The organism is Bradyrhizobium sp. sGM-13 (assembly GCF_018398875.1).
Taxonomy (GTDB): domain Bacteria; phylum Pseudomonadota; class Alphaproteobacteria; order Rhizobiales; family Xanthobacteraceae; genus Bradyrhizobium.
This window is the reverse complement of the sequence record NZ_JAGWDK010000006.1, coordinates 46921-66350: the sequence shown is the minus strand read 5'-3', so window position 1 is coordinate 66350 and position 19430 is coordinate 46921. Positions and strand designations below refer to the sequence as shown.

Annotated in this window: 17 protein-coding genes; 9 read left to right on the top strand and 8 right to left on the bottom strand. The window is 61.9% G+C overall.

Annotation, left to right across the window (positions count from 1 at the left end; all coding sequences use genetic code 11):
• Positions 1 to 237: 237 nt before the first annotated feature.
• The gene (gene secB / locus KJQ96_RS10890) at positions 238 to 726 is read left to right on the top strand and encodes a protein-export chaperone SecB (RefSeq protein ID WP_213286629.1); all 489 of its coding nucleotides are present in this window, start codon (positions 238 to 240) and stop codon (positions 724 to 726) included.
• A gap of 25 nt (positions 727 to 751) precedes the next feature.
• Here the strand turns inward: secB and dnaQ are convergent, their stop codons facing one another.
• Genes dnaQ through KJQ96_RS10870 form a run of 4 tightly spaced genes read right to left on the bottom strand, consistent with a single transcriptional unit; the run spans position 752 to position 3567 of the window.
• On the bottom strand, positions 752 to 1453 hold the full coding sequence (dnaQ, locus tag KJQ96_RS10885) for a DNA polymerase III subunit epsilon (RefSeq protein WP_213286628.1): 702 nt from the start codon (positions 1451 to 1453) through the stop codon (positions 752 to 754).
• A gap of 28 nt (positions 1454 to 1481) precedes the next feature.
• Positions 1482 to 2081: a dephospho-CoA kinase gene (coaE, locus tag KJQ96_RS10880; RefSeq protein ID WP_213286627.1), complete on the bottom strand. Its 600-nt coding sequence runs from the start codon at positions 2079 to 2081 to the stop codon at positions 1482 to 1484.
• Between the two features lie 27 nt (positions 2082 to 2108).
• Positions 2109 to 2717 carry a Maf family protein gene (locus KJQ96_RS10875; RefSeq protein ID WP_213286626.1) on the bottom strand — a complete coding sequence of 203 codons (609 nt, stop codon included), beginning with the start codon at positions 2715 to 2717 and terminating at the stop codon, positions 2109 to 2111.
• A 10-nt stretch (positions 2718 to 2727) separates the two neighbouring features.
• Positions 2728 to 3567, bottom strand: coding sequence for a pyruvate, water dikinase regulatory protein (locus KJQ96_RS10870; RefSeq protein WP_065746322.1), 840 nt, complete (start codon positions 3565 to 3567; stop codon positions 2728 to 2730).
• A gap of 445 nt (positions 3568 to 4012) precedes the next feature.
• Between KJQ96_RS10870 and hemJ the strand changes: the two genes are divergently transcribed.
• The 7 genes from hemJ (at position 4013) to KJQ96_RS10835 (ending at position 12381) form a co-directional block, all read left to right on the top strand.
• Entirely contained in the window at positions 4013 to 4459 is a 447-nt protein-coding gene (gene hemJ / locus KJQ96_RS10865; protein WP_213286625.1) for a protoporphyrinogen oxidase HemJ, read from the top strand.
• Positions 4460 to 4716: 257 nt separating this feature from the next.
• Positions 4717 to 5982 carry a transcription termination factor Rho gene (gene rho, locus KJQ96_RS10860; RefSeq protein WP_028348326.1) on the top strand — a complete coding sequence of 422 codons (1266 nt, stop codon included), beginning with the start codon at positions 4717 to 4719 and terminating at the stop codon, positions 5980 to 5982.
• Positions 5983 to 6283: 301 nt separating this feature from the next.
• Positions 6284 to 7615 (top strand): tRNA uridine-5-carboxymethylaminomethyl(34) synthesis GTPase MnmE, encoded by a 1332-nt coding sequence (mnmE, locus tag KJQ96_RS10855; RefSeq protein ID WP_213286624.1) that lies wholly within the window; start codon positions 6284 to 6286, stop codon positions 7613 to 7615.
• A gap of 131 nt (positions 7616 to 7746) precedes the next feature.
• Positions 7747 to 9630, top strand: a complete 1884-nt coding sequence (gene mnmG / locus KJQ96_RS10850; RefSeq protein WP_213286623.1) for a tRNA uridine-5-carboxymethylaminomethyl(34) synthesis enzyme MnmG — start codon at positions 7747 to 7749, stop codon at positions 9628 to 9630.
• A 129-nt stretch (positions 9631 to 9759) separates the two neighbouring features.
• Complete coding sequence (rsmG, locus tag KJQ96_RS10845) at positions 9760 to 10458, top strand: 16S rRNA (guanine(527)-N(7))-methyltransferase RsmG (RefSeq protein ID WP_213286622.1); 699 nt, start codon at positions 9760 to 9762, stop codon at positions 10456 to 10458.
• Complete coding sequence (locus KJQ96_RS10840; protein WP_213286621.1) at positions 10455 to 11306, top strand: ParA family protein; 852 nt, start codon at positions 10455 to 10457, stop codon at positions 11304 to 11306. Before rsmG ends, KJQ96_RS10840 begins: the two co-directional genes overlap by 4 nt.
• 190 nt (positions 11307 to 11496) lie before the next feature.
• Entirely contained in the window at positions 11497 to 12381 is an 885-nt protein-coding gene (locus KJQ96_RS10835) for a ParB/RepB/Spo0J family partition protein (RefSeq protein ID WP_213286620.1), read from the top strand.
• A gap of 162 nt (positions 12382 to 12543) precedes the next feature.
• On the opposite strand, the gene holA is transcribed toward KJQ96_RS10835, so the two are convergent.
• The 4 genes from holA to KJQ96_RS10815 form a co-directional block, all read right to left on the bottom strand.
• Positions 12544 to 13572, bottom strand: coding sequence for a DNA polymerase III subunit delta (gene holA / locus KJQ96_RS10830; protein WP_213286619.1), 1029 nt, complete (start codon positions 13570 to 13572; stop codon positions 12544 to 12546).
• Between the two features lie 9 nt (positions 13573 to 13581).
• Complete coding sequence (lptE, locus tag KJQ96_RS10825) at positions 13582 to 14133, bottom strand: LPS assembly lipoprotein LptE (RefSeq protein WP_213286618.1); 552 nt, start codon at positions 14131 to 14133, stop codon at positions 13582 to 13584.
• On the bottom strand, positions 14120 to 16744 hold the full coding sequence (leuS, locus tag KJQ96_RS10820; protein WP_213286617.1) for a leucine--tRNA ligase: 2625 nt from the start codon (positions 16742 to 16744) through the stop codon (positions 14120 to 14122). The genes lptE and leuS overlap by 14 nt, the downstream gene beginning before the upstream one ends.
• 130 nt (positions 16745 to 16874) lie before the next feature.
• Entirely contained in the window at positions 16875 to 18566 is a 1692-nt protein-coding gene (locus tag KJQ96_RS10815; RefSeq protein ID WP_213286616.1) for a diguanylate cyclase, read from the bottom strand.
• A gap of 126 nt (positions 18567 to 18692) precedes the next feature.
• Between KJQ96_RS10815 and KJQ96_RS10810 the strand changes: the two genes are divergently transcribed.
• Positions 18693 to 19361 carry a YggS family pyridoxal phosphate-dependent enzyme gene (locus tag KJQ96_RS10810; protein ID WP_213286615.1) on the top strand — a complete coding sequence of 223 codons (669 nt, stop codon included), beginning with the start codon at positions 18693 to 18695 and terminating at the stop codon, positions 19359 to 19361.
• The last annotated feature ends 69 nt before the right edge of the window (positions 19362 to 19430 follow it).

Sequence of the window (19430 nt, the reverse complement as noted above, 5' to 3'; positions counted from 1 at the left end):
GGCGACGAGGGGAAACCCGATCATGGCCGGAAATCACGCACATTCAATTATTTAGGATACATTTGCGCGGCCGGCGGGACGGTATTAGGCATATCCGCCACAATTGACGGCCGGGCTGGTCTGCGGCCGAACCGTCGTCCTTGTGGAATGAGCCGGGGCTATGATAGCCACTCGCCCGGAAAACGCATTCTCAGACGAACCCGGGCCGCGCTCGCGAGCGCTTCAGGAGAAATTTTCATGACCAACGGCAACGGCGCGCCTCCCGAACAGGCCCCTCCCCAGCTCAACGTGCTGGCCCAGTACACCAAGGACCTGTCGTTCGAGAATCCGAACGCGCCCTCCTCGCTGACACCGCAACAGCAGCAGCCGGCGATCAACATCCAGATCAATGTTTCGGCGAACAATCTCGCGCAAAACGAGTTCGAAGTGACGCTCTCGATCGAGGGCAAGGCTGAAAATGCCGGCAAAGTGATGTTCAGCTTCGAACTCGCCTATGCGGGCGTGTTCCGCATCGTCAACGTGCCGCAGGAACAGCTTCATCCGCTGGTTATGATCGAATGCCCGCGGCTGTTGTTCCCGTTCGCGCGCGAGATCATCGCGACCGCGGTGCGCGACGGTGGCTTCCCGCCCTTGATGCTCGATCCCGTCGATTTTGTCGGCCTGTACCGCCAGAACATGGAACGGCAGGCCGCGGCACAGGCCGCCTCGGGCGCCAAGCCGAGCTAAAAGGCGAGCGGCGGCTTGTTTGCCGCTAGGCCATTGCCGGAAGAAAATCGTTCCAGATCGGCTTGTCGGCCAAGGTGGCGATGAAGGCGCGATGGGCTTCGCGTTCGGCCTCGGTGATTCGCGGCGCCAGCGGTATTTCGCGCTGCCGGCGTGGCGTATCACCAATCCCGCTGGTAACCGTGATGCGGGTTTCCGACGCCAGGATCAGTTGCGACTGCCGCGCGCCGATCAGGTCGATATAGACCTCGGCCAAGAGCTCGGCGTCGAGCAGCGCGCCATGCTTGGTGCGGCGGGAATTGTCGATCGCATAGCGCGAGCAGAGATCGTCCAGCCGATTCGACACGCCGGGATGCTTGCGGCGGGCCAGTAACAGCGTATCCACCAGCCGTTCGCGCAGAATCGGCTGCCGCTTGATGCGGTCGAGCTCGGCATTGATGAAGCTGATGTCGAACGAGGCGTTGTGGATGACGAGCGGTGCGTCGCCGATGAATTCCAGGAACTCCTCGACCACTTCGGTGAACAGCGGCTTGCTGGCGAGGAACTCGGTCGACAGGCCGTGCACGGCAAAGGCTTCCGCCGGCATGTCGCGCTCGGGATTAATGTAGCGGTGAAACGTCTGCCCCGTCGGCATGCGGTTGAAGATCTCGATGCAGCCGATTTCGACCAGCCGATCGCCGCGCAGCGGATCGAGGCCAGTGGTTTCGGTATCGAGAACGATTTCGCGCATAGATGTGAAAGGCCGAAGTTTCGACGAATCAGGTCCGCCGCTGCGGCATCTTAACAACCTCGGCCAGAATGTCGCGGATACGCGCGCGCACCAGGTCCAGCCCATACGAGGTATCCACCACGAAATCCGCGCGCTTGCGCTTTTCGGCATCGGGCAATTGCCGCGCCAGAATGGCGTCGAGGGCCTCTGATGTCATGGTGCCGCGTGCCAAAATTCGCTCGCGCTGCGTTTTCGGATCGGTCGTGACCACGACCACCGCATCGACGCGTTTCTCGCCGCCGGTTTCGAACAACAACGGGATGTCCATGACGACAACCGGCGCGCCGGACCGCTCGGCCTCATCGAGGAATTTCTGGCGGGACGCGCCGAGCATTGGGTGAACGATCTGCTCGAGCTGCTTGATGGCAGCAGGGTCATGCACCACCTTGGCGGACAATTTGGCGCGATCGACCTTGCCGTCCGCCGTCGTGCCGGGAAACGCGGCCTCGATGGCGGGCGCCGCCTCGCCTTCATAGATTTTGTGAACAGCTGCGTCGGCGTCGTAAACCGGCACGCCCGCCTCGGTGAACAGTTTTGCGGTGGTGGATTTCCCCATCCCGATCGAGCCAGTGAGTCCCAGGATCCGCATCAGATCGCCGTTGGCAAAGTAAGGATTCTAGACATTGAGCAACCCCTCGCCGCGCAGGAACGCCATTAACGGCAACAGCGGCAGGCCGAGAATGGTGAAGTGGTCGCCTTCGATCTGTTCGAACAAATGCACGCCTAGCCCTTCGAGCTGATAGGCACCGACGCTGGTGGTGACCGCCTGCCCGGCCTGATCCAGATAGGCTTCGATCTCGCTCTCGCCCAAGCGCCGCATCGTCATTCTGGCAATGCTGACGTCGGAAAACACTAGCTTGCCGTCGCGGGCAACCGCAACGGCGGAGTGCAGCTCGTGCGTCTGGCCGGCAAGCAGCCGCAATTGCTCCGCGGCCTGAGCGCGGCCAGCCGGCTTGCTGAACAGGCGGCTTGCCAATGCCAGCGTCTGATCGGCGCCGACGACATAACGGCCGGGATTTTTCGACGATACGAAACACGCCTTCTCGCGCGCCAGGAGGCCGGCGATTTCACCCGGCGCGGAAAGGCCTGAATTGTTCTGCACGGATCGTTCGTCGATATCGGCAGGAACAGCGTCGAAGGAAATGCCGGCATTGGCAAGCAGCATTTGCCGCGCGCGGCTCTGCGAGGCGAGAATCAGCGGGTGTTGTCCACGCCAAATGGTCATCTCGGCTGCGTCATTCCGGAAGCCGCTGCCGCTGGCGATCAGTGAACAGTTTTAGCACCGCCGCCGCGGTTTCCTCGATCGAACGCCGGGTCACGTCGAGCTGCGCCCAACTGAATCTGGCGCTCAGTTTTCGGGCATAGGCTACTTCATCGGCCACTGCCTGGCGATCGATGTAGTCATCATTAGGAGTATCGGCGCCCATGCTCAGCAAGCGATTTTGCCGGACCTGGATCAGCCGCTCCGGCGTCGCATGAAGGCTGACGACCAACGGCTTTTTCAGTGTCTCCAGTTGGTGCGGCAGCGGAATGCCCGGGACCAACGGCACGTTCGCGGTACGGACGCCGCGGTTGGCGAGATAGATCGAAGTCGGCGTCTTCGAGGTGCGGGATACGCCGACGAGAACGACATCCGCCTCTTCGAGGCCTTCGACGTGCTGTCCGTCGTCATGCATCATGGTGTAGTTCAGGGCGTCGATGCGCTTGAAATATTCCGCGTTCAGAACGTGCTGGGCGCCTACCCTGCCCGTCGTCGCCGCGCCCAGATATGCCTCGAACAACTGCATCACCGGACCAATGATGGAAAGGCTCGGTATGTTGATGTTCCTGCACTTGGCTTCCAGCCGGGCGACCAGATCCTTTTCCAGCAATGTGAAGAGCACGATGCCCGGTGCTTCCTCGATCTCGTCAAGCACGCGGTCGAGCTGCTTCTGGCTGCGCACCAGCGGATAGACATGTTCGACTGCCGTCACGTTGGCGTATTGCGCGGCGACCGCGCGCGCCACCGTGATCAGTGTCTCGCCGGTCGAGTCCGAGACCAGATGAAGATGAAAATAGTTGCCGGTCGTGGGCACCAGAACCCCTGTGTATTCCTGTGAATCCTGTGGAGCATAACCGAGATGTCCGGCCCTGGATCGCCACCCTCGGGAAAACCCTTGGTTTCTTCACAGGGCCTCACGCGAGGACAAGTCCAACGCCTCGCGGCGATGATAGTGAGAAGATGTGGATTTGTCTCTTCATAAGCTGGCCACAAAACATCGCAAGCGATTGATGCACGTGGTGTTATCACGACGATCCGGTGTTCGGCCCGAAGTGGTGATGAATGTGAACAAGCCTCGCAAAGAGACTGGACGGTTTTGTATGAGTCCAAATCACCGTCACTAAGACTCAAACCTAAGATTCTAAAATTATTAGTTTAGGGAAGCGGTGCTTTGCGGATATGCCTTGCGTCCCACGCTGGCGGAGCTTCTTTGCGACGCTTGAGAAGATCGGAATGTTCCGGAGATCAGGACGGCTGCAATGTACGAGTGGATCACGATCACGGCCTACCCGTGGATCAAAGCGCTGCATGTGATTGCCGTCATCTCGTGGATGGCCGGCATGCTCTATCTGCCGCGGCTGTTCGTCTATCATTGCGAAGCCGAGGTCGGATCGAAGCAGTCCGAAACCTTCAAAGTGATGGAGTGGCGTCTGCTGAAGGTGATCATCAACCCCGCGATGATCATCACGTGGCTGGCCGGGCTCTATATGGCCTGGAGCGGACATTGGTACACTTCCGGCTGGTTTCACGCCAAGCTGACGCTGGTGATCATCCTGTCGGGTGTCCACGGCTTTTTTTCCCGCTGGGTTAAGGATTTCGCCGCCGACCGGAATACCAGAAGCCAGAAATTCTATCGTATTATCAACGAGATACCTACCATCTTGATGATCTTTATCGTTATTCTGGTGATCGTGAAGCCGTTCTAGGGGACCTATTCGTGGATCGGTCGGTTTCTGGCCTGCTTGCGAAGCGGCGGCCGATTTTCTATATTGTCGAAATCCCACCCCACGCAGGCGGATGTGGCTGCGTTCCGGCTCCTTCATTGGACCGGCCGCCGCATCAGGTTTGAAGCCTCACCGGCGCTTTCCTTGCTTAGACCTGCGGACCTTCCATTTTTCGTGTCCGGCTTTCCCCAAAGCCAGCTTCGCATCCTTCTTAAAAGACACTCCACAGGACCACCCCAATGCGGGAAATGAAACTCCAAGACCTCAAATCGAAAACGCCGGCCGAGCTCGTTACGTTCGCCGAAGAGAGCGGGGTCGAGAACGCCAGCACCATGCGCAAGCAGGAGCTGATGTTCGCCATTCTCAAGCAGCTCGCGATTCAGGAAATCGACATTATCGGTGAAGGCGTCGTCGAGGTTCTCTCCGACGGCTTCGGCTTCCTGCGCTCGCCAGACGCCAACTACCTGCCCGGCCCCGACGATATCTACGTCTCGCCCTCGCAGATCCGCCGCTTCGGACTGCGCACCGGCGACACCATCGAAGGCCACATCCGCAGCCCGAAAGAAGGCGAACGCTATTTCGCGCTGCTGAAAGTCAACACGCTCAATTTCGAAGATCCGGAAAAGTCCAAGCACAAGGTCAATTTCGATAATTTGACGCCGCTGTTTCCGGATCAGCGCTTCCGTCTCGAGCTCGAAGACCCGACGCGAAAAGACCTTTCTGCACGGGTGATTGATATCGTCGCGCCGATCGGCAAGGGCCAGCGCGCGCTGATCGTGGCGCCGCCGCGCACCGGCAAAACCGTGCTGATGCAGAACATTGCGCACTCCATCACGGCCAATCATCCGGAGTGCTATCTGATCGTGCTTCTGATCGACGAGCGTCCGGAAGAAGTCACGGACATGCAGCGCTCGGTGAAGGGCGAGGTGGTGTCGTCGACGTTCGACGAGCCGGCGGTGCGTCACGTTCAGGTCGCTGAAATGGTGATCGAGAAAGCCAAGCGCCTGGTCGAGCATGGCCGCGACGTCGTGATCCTCCTCGACTCGATCACGCGTCTCGGCCGCGCCTACAACACCGTGGTGCCGTCATCAGGCAAGGTGCTGACCGGCGGCGTCGACGCCAACGCGCTGCAGCGGCCGAAGCGATTCTTCGGCGCCGCGCGCAACATCGAGGAGGGCGGTTCGCTGACGATCATCGCCACCGCTCTGGTCGATACCGGCAGCCGAATGGACGAAGTCATCTTCGAAGAATTTAAGGGCACCGGTAACTCCGAACTGATCCTCGACCGCAAGGTCTCGGATAAGCGGACCTTCCCGGCGATCGACATCTCGCGCTCGGGCACACGCAAGGAAGAGCTGATCACTGATCCGCAGCTTCTGAAGAAGATGTATGTGCTGCGCCGGATCCTCAATCCGATGGGCACGATGGATGCGATCGACTTCCTGCTCGATAAGCTCCGCAACACCAAGAACAACGCCGAGTTCTTCGACTCCATGAATACCTGAGCCGACAAGCTAGGCTTAGGGGAGGGCGCCTCGCACTGCGGGGCGCCTTTTTCATGCTGCGATCACCGTTGCGGTGCCAATGCAGTACGGGAAAGTTGCTGTTATTGAGTGGTTAACCATTTAAGGTATTGAATTTTATATTGTTTCTTCCATCTGGAGATCAGGGCAGGGCGCCCCTCGCGATTTTGCAGCATAGCTGCTGCACCTTCGCTCCAATAAGGGTCAGGAATGTTGGCCCTGCATCCTCAGACCTCATATCGAAACTGCGTTGCCTTTTCAGGACCTCCCGCACAAATAGGCTATGCATCCGCGGGACCAGACCATTTTTGCACTATCGTCGGGCCGGCCACCGAGCGCGATTGCCTTGGTGCGCGTCTCGGGTCCGCAGGCCGGGAAGCTCGTGACGGCGCTGGCTGGCAAATTGCCGTCGCCGCGAATGGCCACGCGGGCGCTCCTCCATGATGTCGGCCAGCGGCCGATCGACGATGCCGTGGTGTTGTGGTTTCCGGGTCCGGCCAGCGCGACCGGGGAAGACATCGCCGAATTTCATGTCCATGGCGGGCGTGCGGTGTTGGACGCGCTGTTCGCGGCACTTTCTGCGTTCGAAAATGTGCGTCCGGCCGAGCCCGGTGAATTTACCCGGCGCGCCTTCGAGAACGGCAAACTCGACCTTACCGAAGCCGAAGGACTCGACGATCTCATCCATGCCGATACTGATCGGCAGCGACGTCAGGCGCTGCGCCAATTGAAGGGGCTGCTTGGCGACCGAGCTCGCGACTGGCGTGCGCGGATCATCGAAGCGTCCGCCCTGATCGAGGCTGGGATCGATTTTTCGGACGAGGGCGACGTGCCGGCAGAATTGATCGCGCCGGCGTTGGCGAAAGTTGAAGTGCTGTCAGCTGAGATCGAGGAAGTCCTGGCGGAGCAGGGGCGGAGTGAGCGGCTTCGCGATGGCCTCGTCGTCGCGATCGCCGGGCCGCCGAATGTCGGCAAGTCGACACTGATGAATCAGCTCGCGCGCCGGGAGGTCGCGATCGTCTCGCCGCACGCCGGCACCACGCGCGATGTCATTGAGATGCAGCTCGATCTCGATGGCTATCCGGTGACGGTGATCGATACCGCCGGGATTCGCGAGACGGACGACCCGGTCGAGCAGGAGGGGGTTCGTCGCGCCAGAACCCGGGCTGCGGATGCGGATCTCGTGCTGTGGCTCTCCGACTCGCCCGGGGCAGCGACCGACCACGATTGGGATGCGCCAGTGTGGCGCGTGCGAAACAAGATCGATCTCGAACAGATAGGTCGGCCATTGGCCGATGCGTCAGGGCAGGGCGGTTTTCAGATCTCGGCGAGCCGAGGCGATGGCTTGCCCGAGCTGATCGCGGCCCTGGTTGGTTTCGCGCAAAATTACTTCGGCGGAAGCGAGGCTGGCCTGATCGGCCGAACCCGGCAGCGCTTACTTTTGCAGGAGACGGCGGCCTCGTTACGGCGCTGCGTGCAGGTAGTCGGGCGGGGCGAGGAGCTGGCGGCGGAAGAGTTACGCATGGCGGCCCGCTCGCTGGGGCGGCTCTTGGGGCGCGTGGATGTCGAGGACATTCTGGATGTTATCTTCCGGGAGTTCTGTGTGGGTAAGTGAGCCTTCCCTACCACCCTGTTTCACGTGAAACAGTTCCATGGACTTGGAATGTTTCACGTGAAACAGCCGAACCTCAACATCCAAGCAATTCTTTCTTCCGCGTTTTCAAACTCCGCGATAGAAGTCGCGGCATGATTTTCCAAGCAGACTCCTTCGACGTCGTTGTTATTGGCGGCGGCCACGCCGGCTGTGAGGCCGCGAGCGCGGCTGCGCGGATGGATGCGAAGACGGCCTTGGTGACTCATCGGTTTGCGACTGTCGGGGCAATGTCCTGCAATCCCGCTATCGGCGGTCTCGGCAAGGGTCATCTGGTCCGTGAAGTCGATGCTCTCGATGGCCTAATGGGCCGGGTGGCGGATGCCGGCGGGATCCAGTTTCGGATGTTGAATCGCCGCAAGGGTCCGGCCGTCCGTGGACCGCGCGCCCAGGCAGATCGCAAGCTTTATGCTGCGGCCATGCAGACGGCGATCCGGGAGACCACTAATCTCAGCGTGATCGAAGGTGAAGCGGACGAGCTGATCGTCTCGAACGGCCAGGTCGCTGGAATCCGCTTGATCGAGGGAAGGCTGCTTTCGGCGGGAGCCGTGGTCATCACGACCGGGACCTTTTTGCGCGGTCTCATCCATCTCGGAGAAAAGAACTGGCCGGCGGGCCGGGTCGGGGAGGCGCCTGCGATGGGGCTGTCGGCCTCGTTCGAGCGCGCCGGCTTTACGCTTGGACGGCTGAAGACCGGCACGCCGCCGCGGCTCGATGGCACGACCATCGACTGGGCCGCCGTTGAAATGCAGCCCGGCGACGATCCGCCTGAGCCGTTCTCGGTCATGACCGATCGTATCACGACGCCGCAGATCCAGTGCGGGATCACCCGGACGACCCCAGCGACCCACGAGGTGCTCCGGGCCAATGTGCATCGCTCGCCGATGTATTCCGGGCAGATCAAGAGCAGCGGCCCGCGCTATTGTCCCTCGATCGAGGACAAGATTGTCCGGTTCGGCGATCGCGATGGCCACCAGATCTTCCTGGAGCCGGAGGGGCTCGACGACGCGACCGTCTACCCCAACGGCATCTCGACCTCGCTGCCGGAGGAAGTCCAGCTCGCGATCCTCGCGACCATTCGCGGGCTCGAACGGGTGAAGATGGTTCGGCCGGGTTATGCCATCGAATACGATCACGTCGATCCGCGTGAGCTGGAGCCGACCCTGCAGACCAAGCGCCTGCCGGGTCTTTTCCTGGCCGGACAGATCAACGGGACGACGGGATATGAAGAGGCGGCGGCCCAGGGAATCGTTGCCGGTCTGAACGCTGCGTTGATGGCGGGTGGGGCCGATCCGATCGTGTTCGATCGCGCTGACGGTTATCTCGGGGTGATGATCGACGACCTCGTGACCCGCGGGATCACCGAGCCATATCGGATGTTCACCTCGCGGGCCGAGTACCGCCTGACGCTCCGAGCCGACAACGCCGACCAGCGCCTGACCGACAAGGGCATTGCCTTGGGCTGCGTAGGACAGCCGCGTTCGCAGCGGCATCGCGGCAAGATGGCAGCGTTGGATGCCGCCAAGGCTTTGGCCAAGTCACTGATGATCACTCCGAACGAAGCGGCCAAGCATGGTCTTGCACTCAACCGGGACGGCCATCGGCGCTCGGCGTTTGAGTTGCTGGCCTACCCGGAGATCGAGTGGACTGCCCTGCGCAGCATATGGCCGGAGCTCTCGGCCATCGATCCATCGATCGCCGTGCATCTCGAGATCGACGCCAAGTACGATGTCTATCTCAAGCGCCAGACCGCCGACGTTGATGCCTTTCGGCGCGACGAGGGTTTGGTCCTGACCGATATCGACTATGCCGACGTCCCCGGACTTTCCAACGAAGCGCGCGCCAAGCTTGTAGCGGCGCGGCCGCGGACAGTGGGGCAGGCGGGTCGGCTCGACGGTTTGACGCCCGCGGCGCTAGGTATTCTGGCGGCCTATCTCCGGCGCGAGGCGCGGCGCAAGAATGCGAAGGCGAGCGCGTAAAGGCTGTTTCACGTGAAACGAGGATATAGGATGGGTGGAGCGTAGCGATACCCATCGCCGGGTGCTCCCGTGATTGATGGATATCGCTTCTCTCCTCACCCTACGATTGATGCGCTCAGCGAGACCAATATGGCGAAGGCCGCCGCCCCCAGCCTCTCCCCAATCCTGCCCTCAGACAAGGCCGCCGCTCTGGCCCTCACTCCCGTTTCACGTGAAACGGAGAAGCGGCTGAATCTCTATGTCGATCTCCTCATCGAATGGCAAACCAAAACGAATCTCGTGGCGCCATCGACGCTTCCGAATCTGTGGACCCGTCACATCTCCGATTCGCTGCAACTCCTCGACCTGGCGCCGTCCGCAAAAATTTGGGTCGATCTCGGTAGCGGTGGAGGCTTCCCCGGCGTGGTGCTCGCTTGCGCATTGGCGGAGACGCCGGGCGCCAACGTCCATTTGGTCGAGCGCAACGCCAAGAAGGCAGCCTTTCTGCGCGAGGCGGTCCGCGTAACTTCTGCGGTCGCAACCGTGCATTTGGCGGGAATCGGGGATATTGTGGATAGAATCGGTAGCCGCGTCGATTGCGTCACTGCGCGGGCGCTGGCTCCGTTACATCAGCTTGTCGGTTTCGCGGAACCGTTTGTGAGCAGTGGCGCGAAAGCGCTGTTTCTCAAAGGTCAAGATGTAGAGGCTGAATTGACCGAGGCCACCAAATATTGGAGTATTGAACCGCGACTCCATTCCAGCCGAACGGGCGGGCACGGCTGGATCGTCGAACTCGATCGGATCGAGCGGCGCAACCCCTCCGCGATCACACATGGCGATCGGGCATGACCGAATTAGATGAATTATATCAAGATGATAGGGAACCAACTCCGCCGCCTCATCCACGCATCCTGTCGCTCGCCAACCAGAAGGGTGGCGTCGGCAAGACTACCACAGCGATCAATCTTGGCACCGCGCTCGCCGCGATTGGCGAGCGCGTTCTGATCGTCGATCTCGATCCGCAGGGCAACGCTTCGACAGGCCTTGGCATCGATCGACGCAACCGCAACTGCTCGACCTACGACGTGCTGATCGGTGAAGCGCCGCTGCGCGACGCGGTGGTTGCCACCGCGGTGCCGCGGCTGCACATCGCGTCCTCGACGATGGATCTGTCGGGCCTCGAGCTCGAACTCGGCACCACGCCTGGCCGCGCGTTCCGCCTGCGCGATGCGATCGCGGCGTTGAACAAAAACGCGGCGCCCGACACCGACTACACTTATGTGCTGATCGATTGTCCGCCGTCGCTCAATCTGCTCACCGTCAACGCGATGGCAGCGTCGGACGCGATCCTGGTGCCGTTGCAGTGCGAGTTTTTCGCGCTCGAGGGTCTGTCGCAATTGCTGCAGACGGTGGAGCAGGTGCGCTCGACACTCAATCCGAACCTGTCGATCCACGGCATCGTGCTGACGATGTTCGACTCGCGCAACAACCTGTCGAACCAGGTGGTCGCCGACGTCAGGCAATTCATGGGCTCCAAGGTCTACGACACCATGATTCCGCGCAACGTCCGCATCTCCGAGGCGCCGTCCTACGGCAAGCCGGTGCTGGTCTACGATCTCAAATGCGTTGGCAGCGAAGCGTATCTGAAGCTTGCGACGGAAGTGATCCAGCGCGAGCGCGAGCTGAGGACGCATTAGAGGGAATGTAGGATGGGTTGAGCGCAGCGATACCCATCAAAGCGCGCGATGATGGTGATGGGTTCGCTTCCTCTACCCATCCTACGCGCGCCGTCGCGAAAGCTGGTGGGCACGCGTCGCTTTGCCCACCCAACCGAGCAATCGAATTCTGTAGTGGAGTAGCCAAGTGAATCCTAGGGAGTTGGCGGCGATGGCCGACGAAACGCGTTCGCGACTGGGTCGTGGTCTCGCAAGTCTGATCGGGGACGTCGGCGGCGAGGCCGCGCATGTCGAACGGCCGCGCAACCAGCGCAAGGTACCGATCGAATTTCTAAAACCAAATCCGCGCAACCCACGCCGGACATTTTCCGATGCCGAACTGGGCGAGCTTGCCTCCTCCGTGAAGCAGCACGGCGTGATCCAGCCGATCGTGGTGCGGCCGGTGAAGGGCACGCAGGACCGCTATGAGATCATCGCTGGCGAACGGCGCTGGCGCGCGGCGCAGCTCGCCAGCTTGCACGAGGTGCCGATCGTTCCCATCGATGTCAGCGACGGCGACGCGCTCGAGATCATGATCATCGAGAACGTGCAGCGCGAAGACCTCAACGCGATGGAAGAGGCGCAGGGTTATCACGCGCTGGCCGACGAATTCAAACGGAGCCAGGAAGACATCGCCAAGGAAGTCGGCAAGAGCCGCAGCCACGTCGCCAACATGATGCGGCTGACGAAGCTGCCGGCGGAGGTGCAGGCTCTTATCGCGAGCGGCGAATTGTCGGCGGGACACGCCCGTGCGCTGATCAGCGTGCCCGATCCGCTGGCGGCCGCCAAGCGCATCGTCGCCGAAGGCCTCAACGTCCGTCAGACCGAGGCGCTTGCCCACGAAGAGGGCGTGCCAGAGCGCAAGCCGCAGAAGGCGCGCAGCGGTGGCGGCAAAACAAAGGATCCCGACACCATCGCGCTGGAGAAACGCGTCAGCGACGCGCTCGGCCTCAAAGTGATCGTCAACCACCGCGATCCCGGCGGCACAGTCCAGATCAGCTATCGCAACCTCGAACAGCTCGACGAGGTGATGCGGCGGCTGGAGAAGGGGAGTTGAGATATCTCCATCGTCCCGGGCAAGCGAAGCCCGACCCGGACCCATACGCCGCGGCGGAATTTATTAGGCGAACTGCTCGACGGCCTTCCTAGTCAACAAGATCCTGTGGTTATGGGTCCCTGCGTTCGCAGGGACGACGCCGAGATTCTGGCGCCTGATAGCTCACCCCCGCCGCTTGGCATTCGCCGCAATCGACAGCAGCGTGCGTAGCGCGATGGCTGATGCCAGCGAGGCCTGCTTGCGCATGTCGAGCGCGGCGGTTCCGAGCTGGTCAATGATCCCGGCAAGCCGCGCCGCACTGAAATTGCGCAGCGCGATTTCGACGGCGCCCTTTCGCGAAAAGTGCAAGCGCGGATAGCCGCCCTCGAGCAAACTGGAGACGGGCGTTCCGTCAGCAACCGCAAGCGCCGATTTATGCAGCCACGCGGCCTGACGCTGCGCGGCCGAGATGATCACGCGGGGATAGGTGCCGGCGACCATCGCCTTGGCGAATTCGCTTTCGACCAAATCCGGCTTGCCGGCAAACGCGCCATCGACGATCGGATCGAGCTTTAGCTCGGACGCATCGGAGACGACGGTCATGACGTCGTCGAGCGAAATTTCGCCCTTGCCATGGGCATAGAGCGCGAGCTTGCGGAGCTCGTTGCGCGAGGCCTGGCGGTCGCCGCCAAGCAGCGACATCAGCACGGCGCGGGCATCCGCGGCGATGCGCAAATTGGAAGTCCGTAGTTCCTCGTCGATCAATCGAGCAAGGTCGCGCTCGGTGTCGGGATAGCAGGCGATGGCGACTGCGCTCTTGGCGCGCTCGCAGGCCTTGCGCAGCGGCGACTCGGGCCGCAACTCGCCGGCCTCGATCACAATGCGGCAATCCTTGATCGGCGAATCAGCCAGCGTATCGACGCCGCTGGCAAAACTGCGGGAGCCGGCGCGCACACGGATCGCCCGCCGGCCGCCGAACATCGGGATCGTCATCGCCTCATCGACCAGTCGCGATGGCTCGGCGGCCAGCTCGTCGCCGTCGAGCCGCACCAGCGAAAAGGGATCATTGGGATCGTCGACCGCCGATGCAATCAGCGCGTCGGCGCGCTCGCGCACGAGACCGGCGTCGGGACCGTACAGCAGGATGATAGGGCGGCCGGCATCAGGCCGGGCGAGAAAAGCGTCGATGTCTTTTCCGCGGAGCGCGACCACGACGGAACATCAGGTGCCGGCGTAGAAGTAGGACGCGAGCCGAGTCTGGATGTTTTCGGCGATCTCGTTGGCGGCGCGGTCCTCGGCGTCGCGGAAGGCGCGGGCGCGGGCGAAGCGCTGCAACTGGCCGGGGACGTCATAGGACACGCGGGAGAACGTGGTGCCCGTCATGACCGATTTGTTGGTGGCGAGGTCGATGAGATTGTACTGCGCGTCGATGCCGTAGTTTTCACTCGACGGCAGGGCGGTGGCCGGATCCAGAATCAGCGAAGAGCGGGTGGTGTTGAACCGCAGCACCAAGCGATGGGTCGGCGGCATGCCGGTGGCGTTGCCGTAGAGCTTGAACGCCAGTGCGTTGCGGATTTCGACCTGAATTCGGGCTTCCCGCGAGGCGTTGTTCTTGTCGACCGGCGGGATTTCCACGCCCATCAGCTTTTCGCGAAGGCCGGGCTTGCCGTCGGTACGTTCGGCATACATCGGCTGGAAACAGCCGGCCGTGAGTGCCGCCAGAGCGGCGACGGCGATCAGCCGAACGGCGATCCGGGTCCTAGCCAACGACATTCACGATCCTCATGGGAACTACGATTACCTTGCGGACGGCCTTGCCGCCGAGGGCGAGTTTTACCGCATCGAGCGCCAAAACGGCAGCCTCAATTTCCGGATTTTGGGCGACCCGTGGCACGGTAACATCACCCCGCTTCTTGCCATTGACCTGGACCACCAGCGTCACAGTGTCTTCAACCAGCAGATCGCGTTCGATTTGGGGCCAGTTGGCCTCCGAAATCAGCCCGGGCTGCCCCAGAACCTGCCAGCACTCCTCGGCCAGATGCGGCATCATCGGCGCGAACAATTGAACCAGGATGATTGCCGCCTCCCGGACCGACCAGGCCAGATCCGGCGCCGGCTTCTCCTCACGGCCCAGCACCTCGGCCAGCGCATTGGTGAATTCACGGATGTGAGCAAGACAGACATTGAAATGCAGCCGCTCGATACCTGACGACACCTTGTTCAGCGCGCCATGGGCCGCCTTGCGCAAGCCAAGCGCATCCGCCCCGAACGAAGCCGGCCGCGCGGCCGGGGCCACCTTGGCGATTTCGGCGGATTCATTGACCAGTCGCCACAGCCGCTGCACGAAGCGTGAGGCACCCTGCACGCGCTCGTCGCTCCAGATCACGTCGCGATCGGGCGGGGAGTCCGACAGCATGAACCAGCGCGCGACATCGGCACCGTAGGTCGCGATGATATCGTCGGGGTCGACTGTGTTCTTCTTCGACTTCGACATTTTTTCGATCGCGCCGATCGCGACCTCTTCGCCGCTGTCGAGCAGCGTGGCCCGGCGACCATTGCCGCCGGTCTCGACCTTCACCTCGGCTGGCGTCACATAGGAGCCGTCGGATTTTTGGTAGGTCTCGTGCACGACCATCCCTTGCGTGAACATGCCGGCGAACGGCTCGTCCATGCCGATGTGGCCGGTCGCCTTCATCGCGCGGGTGAAGAAGCGGCTATAGAGCAGATGCAGGATCGCGTGCTCGACGCCGCCGATATACTGGTCAACCGGCATCATCCGGTTGGCGACATCGGGCGTGGTCGGCGCCTTCTCGTTCCAGGGATCGGTGAAGCGCGCAAAATACCAGGACGAATCCACGAAAGTGTCCATGGTGTCGGTTTCACGCTGCGCCTTGCCGCCGCATTTCGGGCAGGTGACGTGCTTCCAGGTCGGGTGATGGTCGAGCGCATTGCCGGGTTTGTCGAAGGTGGCATCCTCCGGCAGCGTCACTGGCAGCTGGTCGTCGGGGACCGGCACCACGTCGCATTTCGGGCAGTGGATCACCGGGATCGGGCAGCCCCAATAGCGCTGGCGGGAGATGCCCCAATCGCGCAGGCGGAAGTTCACCTGCCGCTCGCCGACGGGTGCGTTGCCGCGCATTTCCTTTTCCAGCCGCTTCGCGACTTCCTCCTTGGCCTGCTCGATGGTCATGCCATCGAGGAAGCGGGAATTGATCATGCGGCCATCGCCGTCATAGGCGGTGTCGGTGATGACGAAACTTTTCGGGTTCTGGCCTTCCGGGCAGACGACCGGCGTATTGCCGAGATTGTATTTGTTGACGAAATCGAGGTCGCGCTGGTCGTGCGCGGGGCAGCCGAAGATGGCGCCGGTGCCGTATTCCATCAGCACGAAGTTCGCGACATAGACCGGCAGCTTCCAGCTCGGATCGAACGGGTGGACAGCCTTGATGCCGGTATCAAAGCCCTGCTTCTCGGCGGTGTCGATGATCTCCTGCGCGGTGCCGATTCGCTTCACGTCCGCAATGAACTCGGCGAGCTTTGGATTTTTCGCAGCCGCAGCCTGCGCCAGCGGATGATCGGCAGAGATCGCCATGAATTTTGCGCCGAACAGCGTGTCGGGACGCGTCGTGAAGATCTTCAGCTCCGTCTCACCGGCCGACGTCGTTGCGGAATCGAGCGCGAAGCGGATCAGCAAACCCTCGGAGCGGCCGATCCAATTGCGTTGCATCAGCCGGACCTTGTCCGGCCAGCGATCCAGCCCATCCAACGCGTCCAGCAGTTCCTGCGAGTACTTCGTGATCTTGAAGACCCACTGGTTCATTTCGCGCTGCTCGACGACGGCGCCGGAGCGCCAGCCGCGGCCGTCGATCACCTGTTCGTTGGCGAGCACGGTCATGTCGACCGGATCCCAATTGATCTTGCGCTTCTCGCGCTCGGCCAGTCCCGCGCGCAAGAAGTCCAGAAACATCTTCTGCTGATGCTTGTAGTAGCTGGGATCGCAGGTCGCGAATTCGCGCGACCAGTCGAGCGACAGCCCGATCGATCGCAACTGCTTCTTCATCGCGGCGATATTGTCGTAGGTCCAGGCCTTGGGCGCGACCTTGCGCTCGATCGCAGCATTCTCGGCCGGCAGCCCGAAGGCGTCCCAGCCCATCGGGTGCAGCACGTTGAAACCCTTGGCGCGCATGAAGCGGGCCAGCACGTCGCCCAGCGTGTAGTTCCGGACATGCCCGATATGGATGCGCCCGGACGGGTAGGGGAACATCTCGAGCACGTAGTACTTCGGCCGCGGATCGTCGTTTTTCGAGGCGAAGATCGCCTTTTCGTCCCACTGGCGTTGCCAGCGCGGCTCGGAATCACGGGCGTTGTAACGTTCGGAGGTCATGGAATCGCAGGCTTCTTGTGGATTTGGGTCCCGTCCAGAGGACGGCGGACTAGGCCACAAAAGCGGCCGCGGGGTCAACGGGTTGGGACAGTGGGATGGGGCGTTTTAGCCGATGGCGTGGAGCGTCCGCTCACCCGGCCATCGCGATCCCCGACTGGTCTACCAGCTTTGCAAAGCCGTGCTCGACCACGGTATTTCGCCCGCGGTGTTTGGCGGCGTAGAGGGCGGCATCCGCCGCCTCGATCAGCTCGCCGGGGGTTTGGGCGTCGTTCGGGAGCGTTGCGGCGACGCCGACGCTGACGGTGACGGTGCAGTAGCTCGAGGTGATATGCGGCAGGGCGAGACCTTGAACGGTGGCGCGCACAGATTCACCGATCTCCAGCGCTTTTTGAAGGCCGGTGTTCGGCAGCAGCAGGCAGAACTCCTCGCCGCCATAGCGGCCGGCAAAGCCCAGATTATCGGCGGCGATGCCGGCCAGCGCTTCGCCGATCCGGGTGAGGCAGGCGTCGCCTTCCGGGTGGCCATAGGTGTCGTTGTACAGCTTGAAGTGATCGACATCGATCATCAGCAGCGACAGCTCGCTATGATACTGCTGCGCCTTCATCCATTCGAAATCGAGCCGGCTCTGGAAGCCGCGCCGGTTGGCGAGGCCGGAGAGCATGTCGATCGAGGCCATCACGGTGAGCCGGTCGTTGGTGGCAACGAGCTCGCGTTCGCGCTGGCTGAGTTGCGCCGCCATCGCGTTGAAGGCGCGGGCCAGCGGCATGAATTCCGACGGCAGGCGGCTATGCGAGACGCGGGCCGACCAGTCGCCTTCGCCGAATCGCCTGGCCATGCCGGTCATGACTTCGATCGGGTTGATGATGAGCTTTTCCGCGCCGATCAGCGCACCGAGCAGCACGAACAGGCAGACTAGTCCGAGTTGCAGATAGGCGGTGCGGATATCGCGGTTGATCTCCGCCGTGATTTTGGCCTCATCGATGCTGACGATCAGGCGGGACTGCGTGCCGGGAATGCGCGCGAAACTGATCGCGCGTTGCGACCCGTCGGCTGCGGTGAAGGAAAGCGAACCCATCGGGGTGTCGGAAACGAGTGCCTTGTGAGCGATGGCCGTCAGCAGCGGCACGTTGTTGAGCGGCTTGCCAATCATGCTGGCCTCATCGGCCGGCGCAGCCAGCACGACGCCGGCGCCGTCGACCAGCAGCGCCGAAATGCCCGGTCGCCCGCCGAGCTTGGCCATGATCTTCGACATCCAGTCGAGATTGATGCCGGCGACCACCACAGCGTCTTCTTCCGGATTAATTGCGGCTACCGGATAGGCCGCCATCAGGATCGGTCTATTGCTCACCCTGGCGAACAGATAATCGCTGAAGACGAAGTCGCGGGTCTGTTGTGCCTTTCGGAAATACTCACGGTCGCCGATGTTGAGGCCGACCAGCATGTTCAGCGTCGAGCACTGCACCGCGCCGTCCTTGCTGACGATCATGATGCTGCGGATCCAGGGCAGGTTGGTCGGCAGGCTGGCGCGCAAGATTTCGCAACTGCGCCCGATGCCGCTGGATGCGCGGATATAGGCGGCCGATTTCAGCATGGTTTCGACCGAGGAGACGACCTCGCGCTGGGTCTCCGCAGTGTGCAGCGTAGTGTTGGCGTATTCCTCCGAAGCCATCGCGATCTGCTTGGCGCGCGCGTCTTCGAGCGAACGGACCCGTTCCAGCATCAAGGGCGCCACCAACATCACGGCGAGCAGCGCAAGCCGCGCCCGGATTCCCAGAAGCTTCTTGAGTTTGACCCGTTTGCGGTTGAAAGTAACGCCAGACATTCTGCCCCCCCACACGGCAAGGTAGTGTGAAGGGTTCAAAAAGCCTTTCCCGAACTTGGTAAAATTAGAGGAAATGCCGTAAAATTTTCGGCTGAAATCGGGACATGACGCGAGAGAGATGCCGACATGCTAACCAAGTCTTTACCAAATGGTCTTGCTCAGGTGGAGCTAAAAATCGCGCGCTCCTGCAAGGAGGCGCGCCGTGAGCGCGCATCGGTGACGCTGATCGCGGTGTCGAAGAAATTCGACGCCGCAGCCATTTCGCCTGTCCTCGATGCTGGGCAGCGCGTGTTCGGCGAAAACCGCGTGCAGGAGGCCAAAGCGAAATGGCCGGCGCTGGTGTCGGCCTATCCCGGAACTGCGTTGCACCTGATCGGGCCGCTGCAATCCAACAAGGCGAAGGAGGCCGTCGCGCTGTTCGATGCCATCCACTCGGTCGACCGACCCAGCATCTGCGAAACGCTCGCCAAGGAGATCAATTCGCAGAACAAACGTCCGGAATTGTTCGTTCAGATCAACACCGGCGAGGAACCGCAGAAGGCCGGCATCGCACCCGGCGAGGCAGATGCCTTTATCGCGAACTGCCGCGACAAATACGGTCTGGTCATTTCCGGCTTGATGTGCATTCCGCCGGTCAACGAGGCGCCGGCGCCGCATTTCGCGTTGACGGCCAAGATCGCCGCGCGCCACGGGCTGAAAAATCTGTCGATGGGCATGAGCGCCGATTTTGCAGTCGCGATCCAGATGGGTGCGACGCATGTGCGCATCGGCTCGGCAATTTTTGGCGCGCGCTGAAAGTCTGTGCCGTGTCCCTGCGAACGCAGGGACCCATACTCCGCGGCGGCACTGAATAGCACGCGGCCA

Excerpts from the sequence above, each read along its gene's own strand:
- secB (WP_213286629.1), top strand. The coding sequence starts at position 238 with ATGACCAACGGCAACGGCGCGCCTCCCGAACAGGCCCCTCCCCAGCTC.
- dnaQ (WP_213286628.1), bottom strand. The coding sequence starts at position 1,453 with ATGCGCGAAATCGTTCTCGATACCGAAACCACTGGCCTCGATCCGCTG.
- coaE (WP_213286627.1), bottom strand. The coding sequence starts at position 2,081 with ATGCGGATCCTGGGACTCACTGGCTCGATCGGGATGGGGAAATCCACC.
- KJQ96_RS10875 (WP_213286626.1), bottom strand. The coding sequence starts at position 2,717 with ATGACCATTTGGCGTGGACAACACCCGCTGATTCTCGCCTCGCAGAGC.
- hemJ (WP_213286625.1), top strand. The coding sequence starts at position 4,013 with ATGTACGAGTGGATCACGATCACGGCCTACCCGTGGATCAAAGCGCTG.
- rho (WP_028348326.1), top strand. The coding sequence starts at position 4,717 with ATGCGGGAAATGAAACTCCAAGACCTCAAATCGAAAACGCCGGCCGAG.
- mnmE (WP_213286624.1), top strand. The coding sequence starts at position 6,284 with ATGCATCCGCGGGACCAGACCATTTTTGCACTATCGTCGGGCCGGCCA.
- mnmG (WP_213286623.1), top strand. The coding sequence starts at position 7,747 with ATGATTTTCCAAGCAGACTCCTTCGACGTCGTTGTTATTGGCGGCGGC.
- rsmG (WP_213286622.1), top strand. The coding sequence starts at position 9,760 with ATGGCGAAGGCCGCCGCCCCCAGCCTCTCCCCAATCCTGCCCTCAGAC.
- KJQ96_RS10840 (WP_213286621.1), top strand. The coding sequence starts at position 10,455 with ATGACCGAATTAGATGAATTATATCAAGATGATAGGGAACCAACTCCG.
- KJQ96_RS10835 (WP_213286620.1), top strand. The coding sequence starts at position 11,497 with ATGGCCGACGAAACGCGTTCGCGACTGGGTCGTGGTCTCGCAAGTCTG.
- lptE (WP_213286618.1), bottom strand. The coding sequence starts at position 14,133 with ATGTCGTTGGCTAGGACCCGGATCGCCGTTCGGCTGATCGCCGTCGCC.
- leuS (WP_213286617.1), bottom strand. The coding sequence starts at position 16,744 with ATGACCTCCGAACGTTACAACGCCCGTGATTCCGAGCCGCGCTGGCAA.
- KJQ96_RS10815 (WP_213286616.1), bottom strand. The coding sequence starts at position 18,566 with ATGTCTGGCGTTACTTTCAACCGCAAACGGGTCAAACTCAAGAAGCTT.
- KJQ96_RS10810 (WP_213286615.1), top strand. The coding sequence starts at position 18,693 with ATGCTAACCAAGTCTTTACCAAATGGTCTTGCTCAGGTGGAGCTAAAA.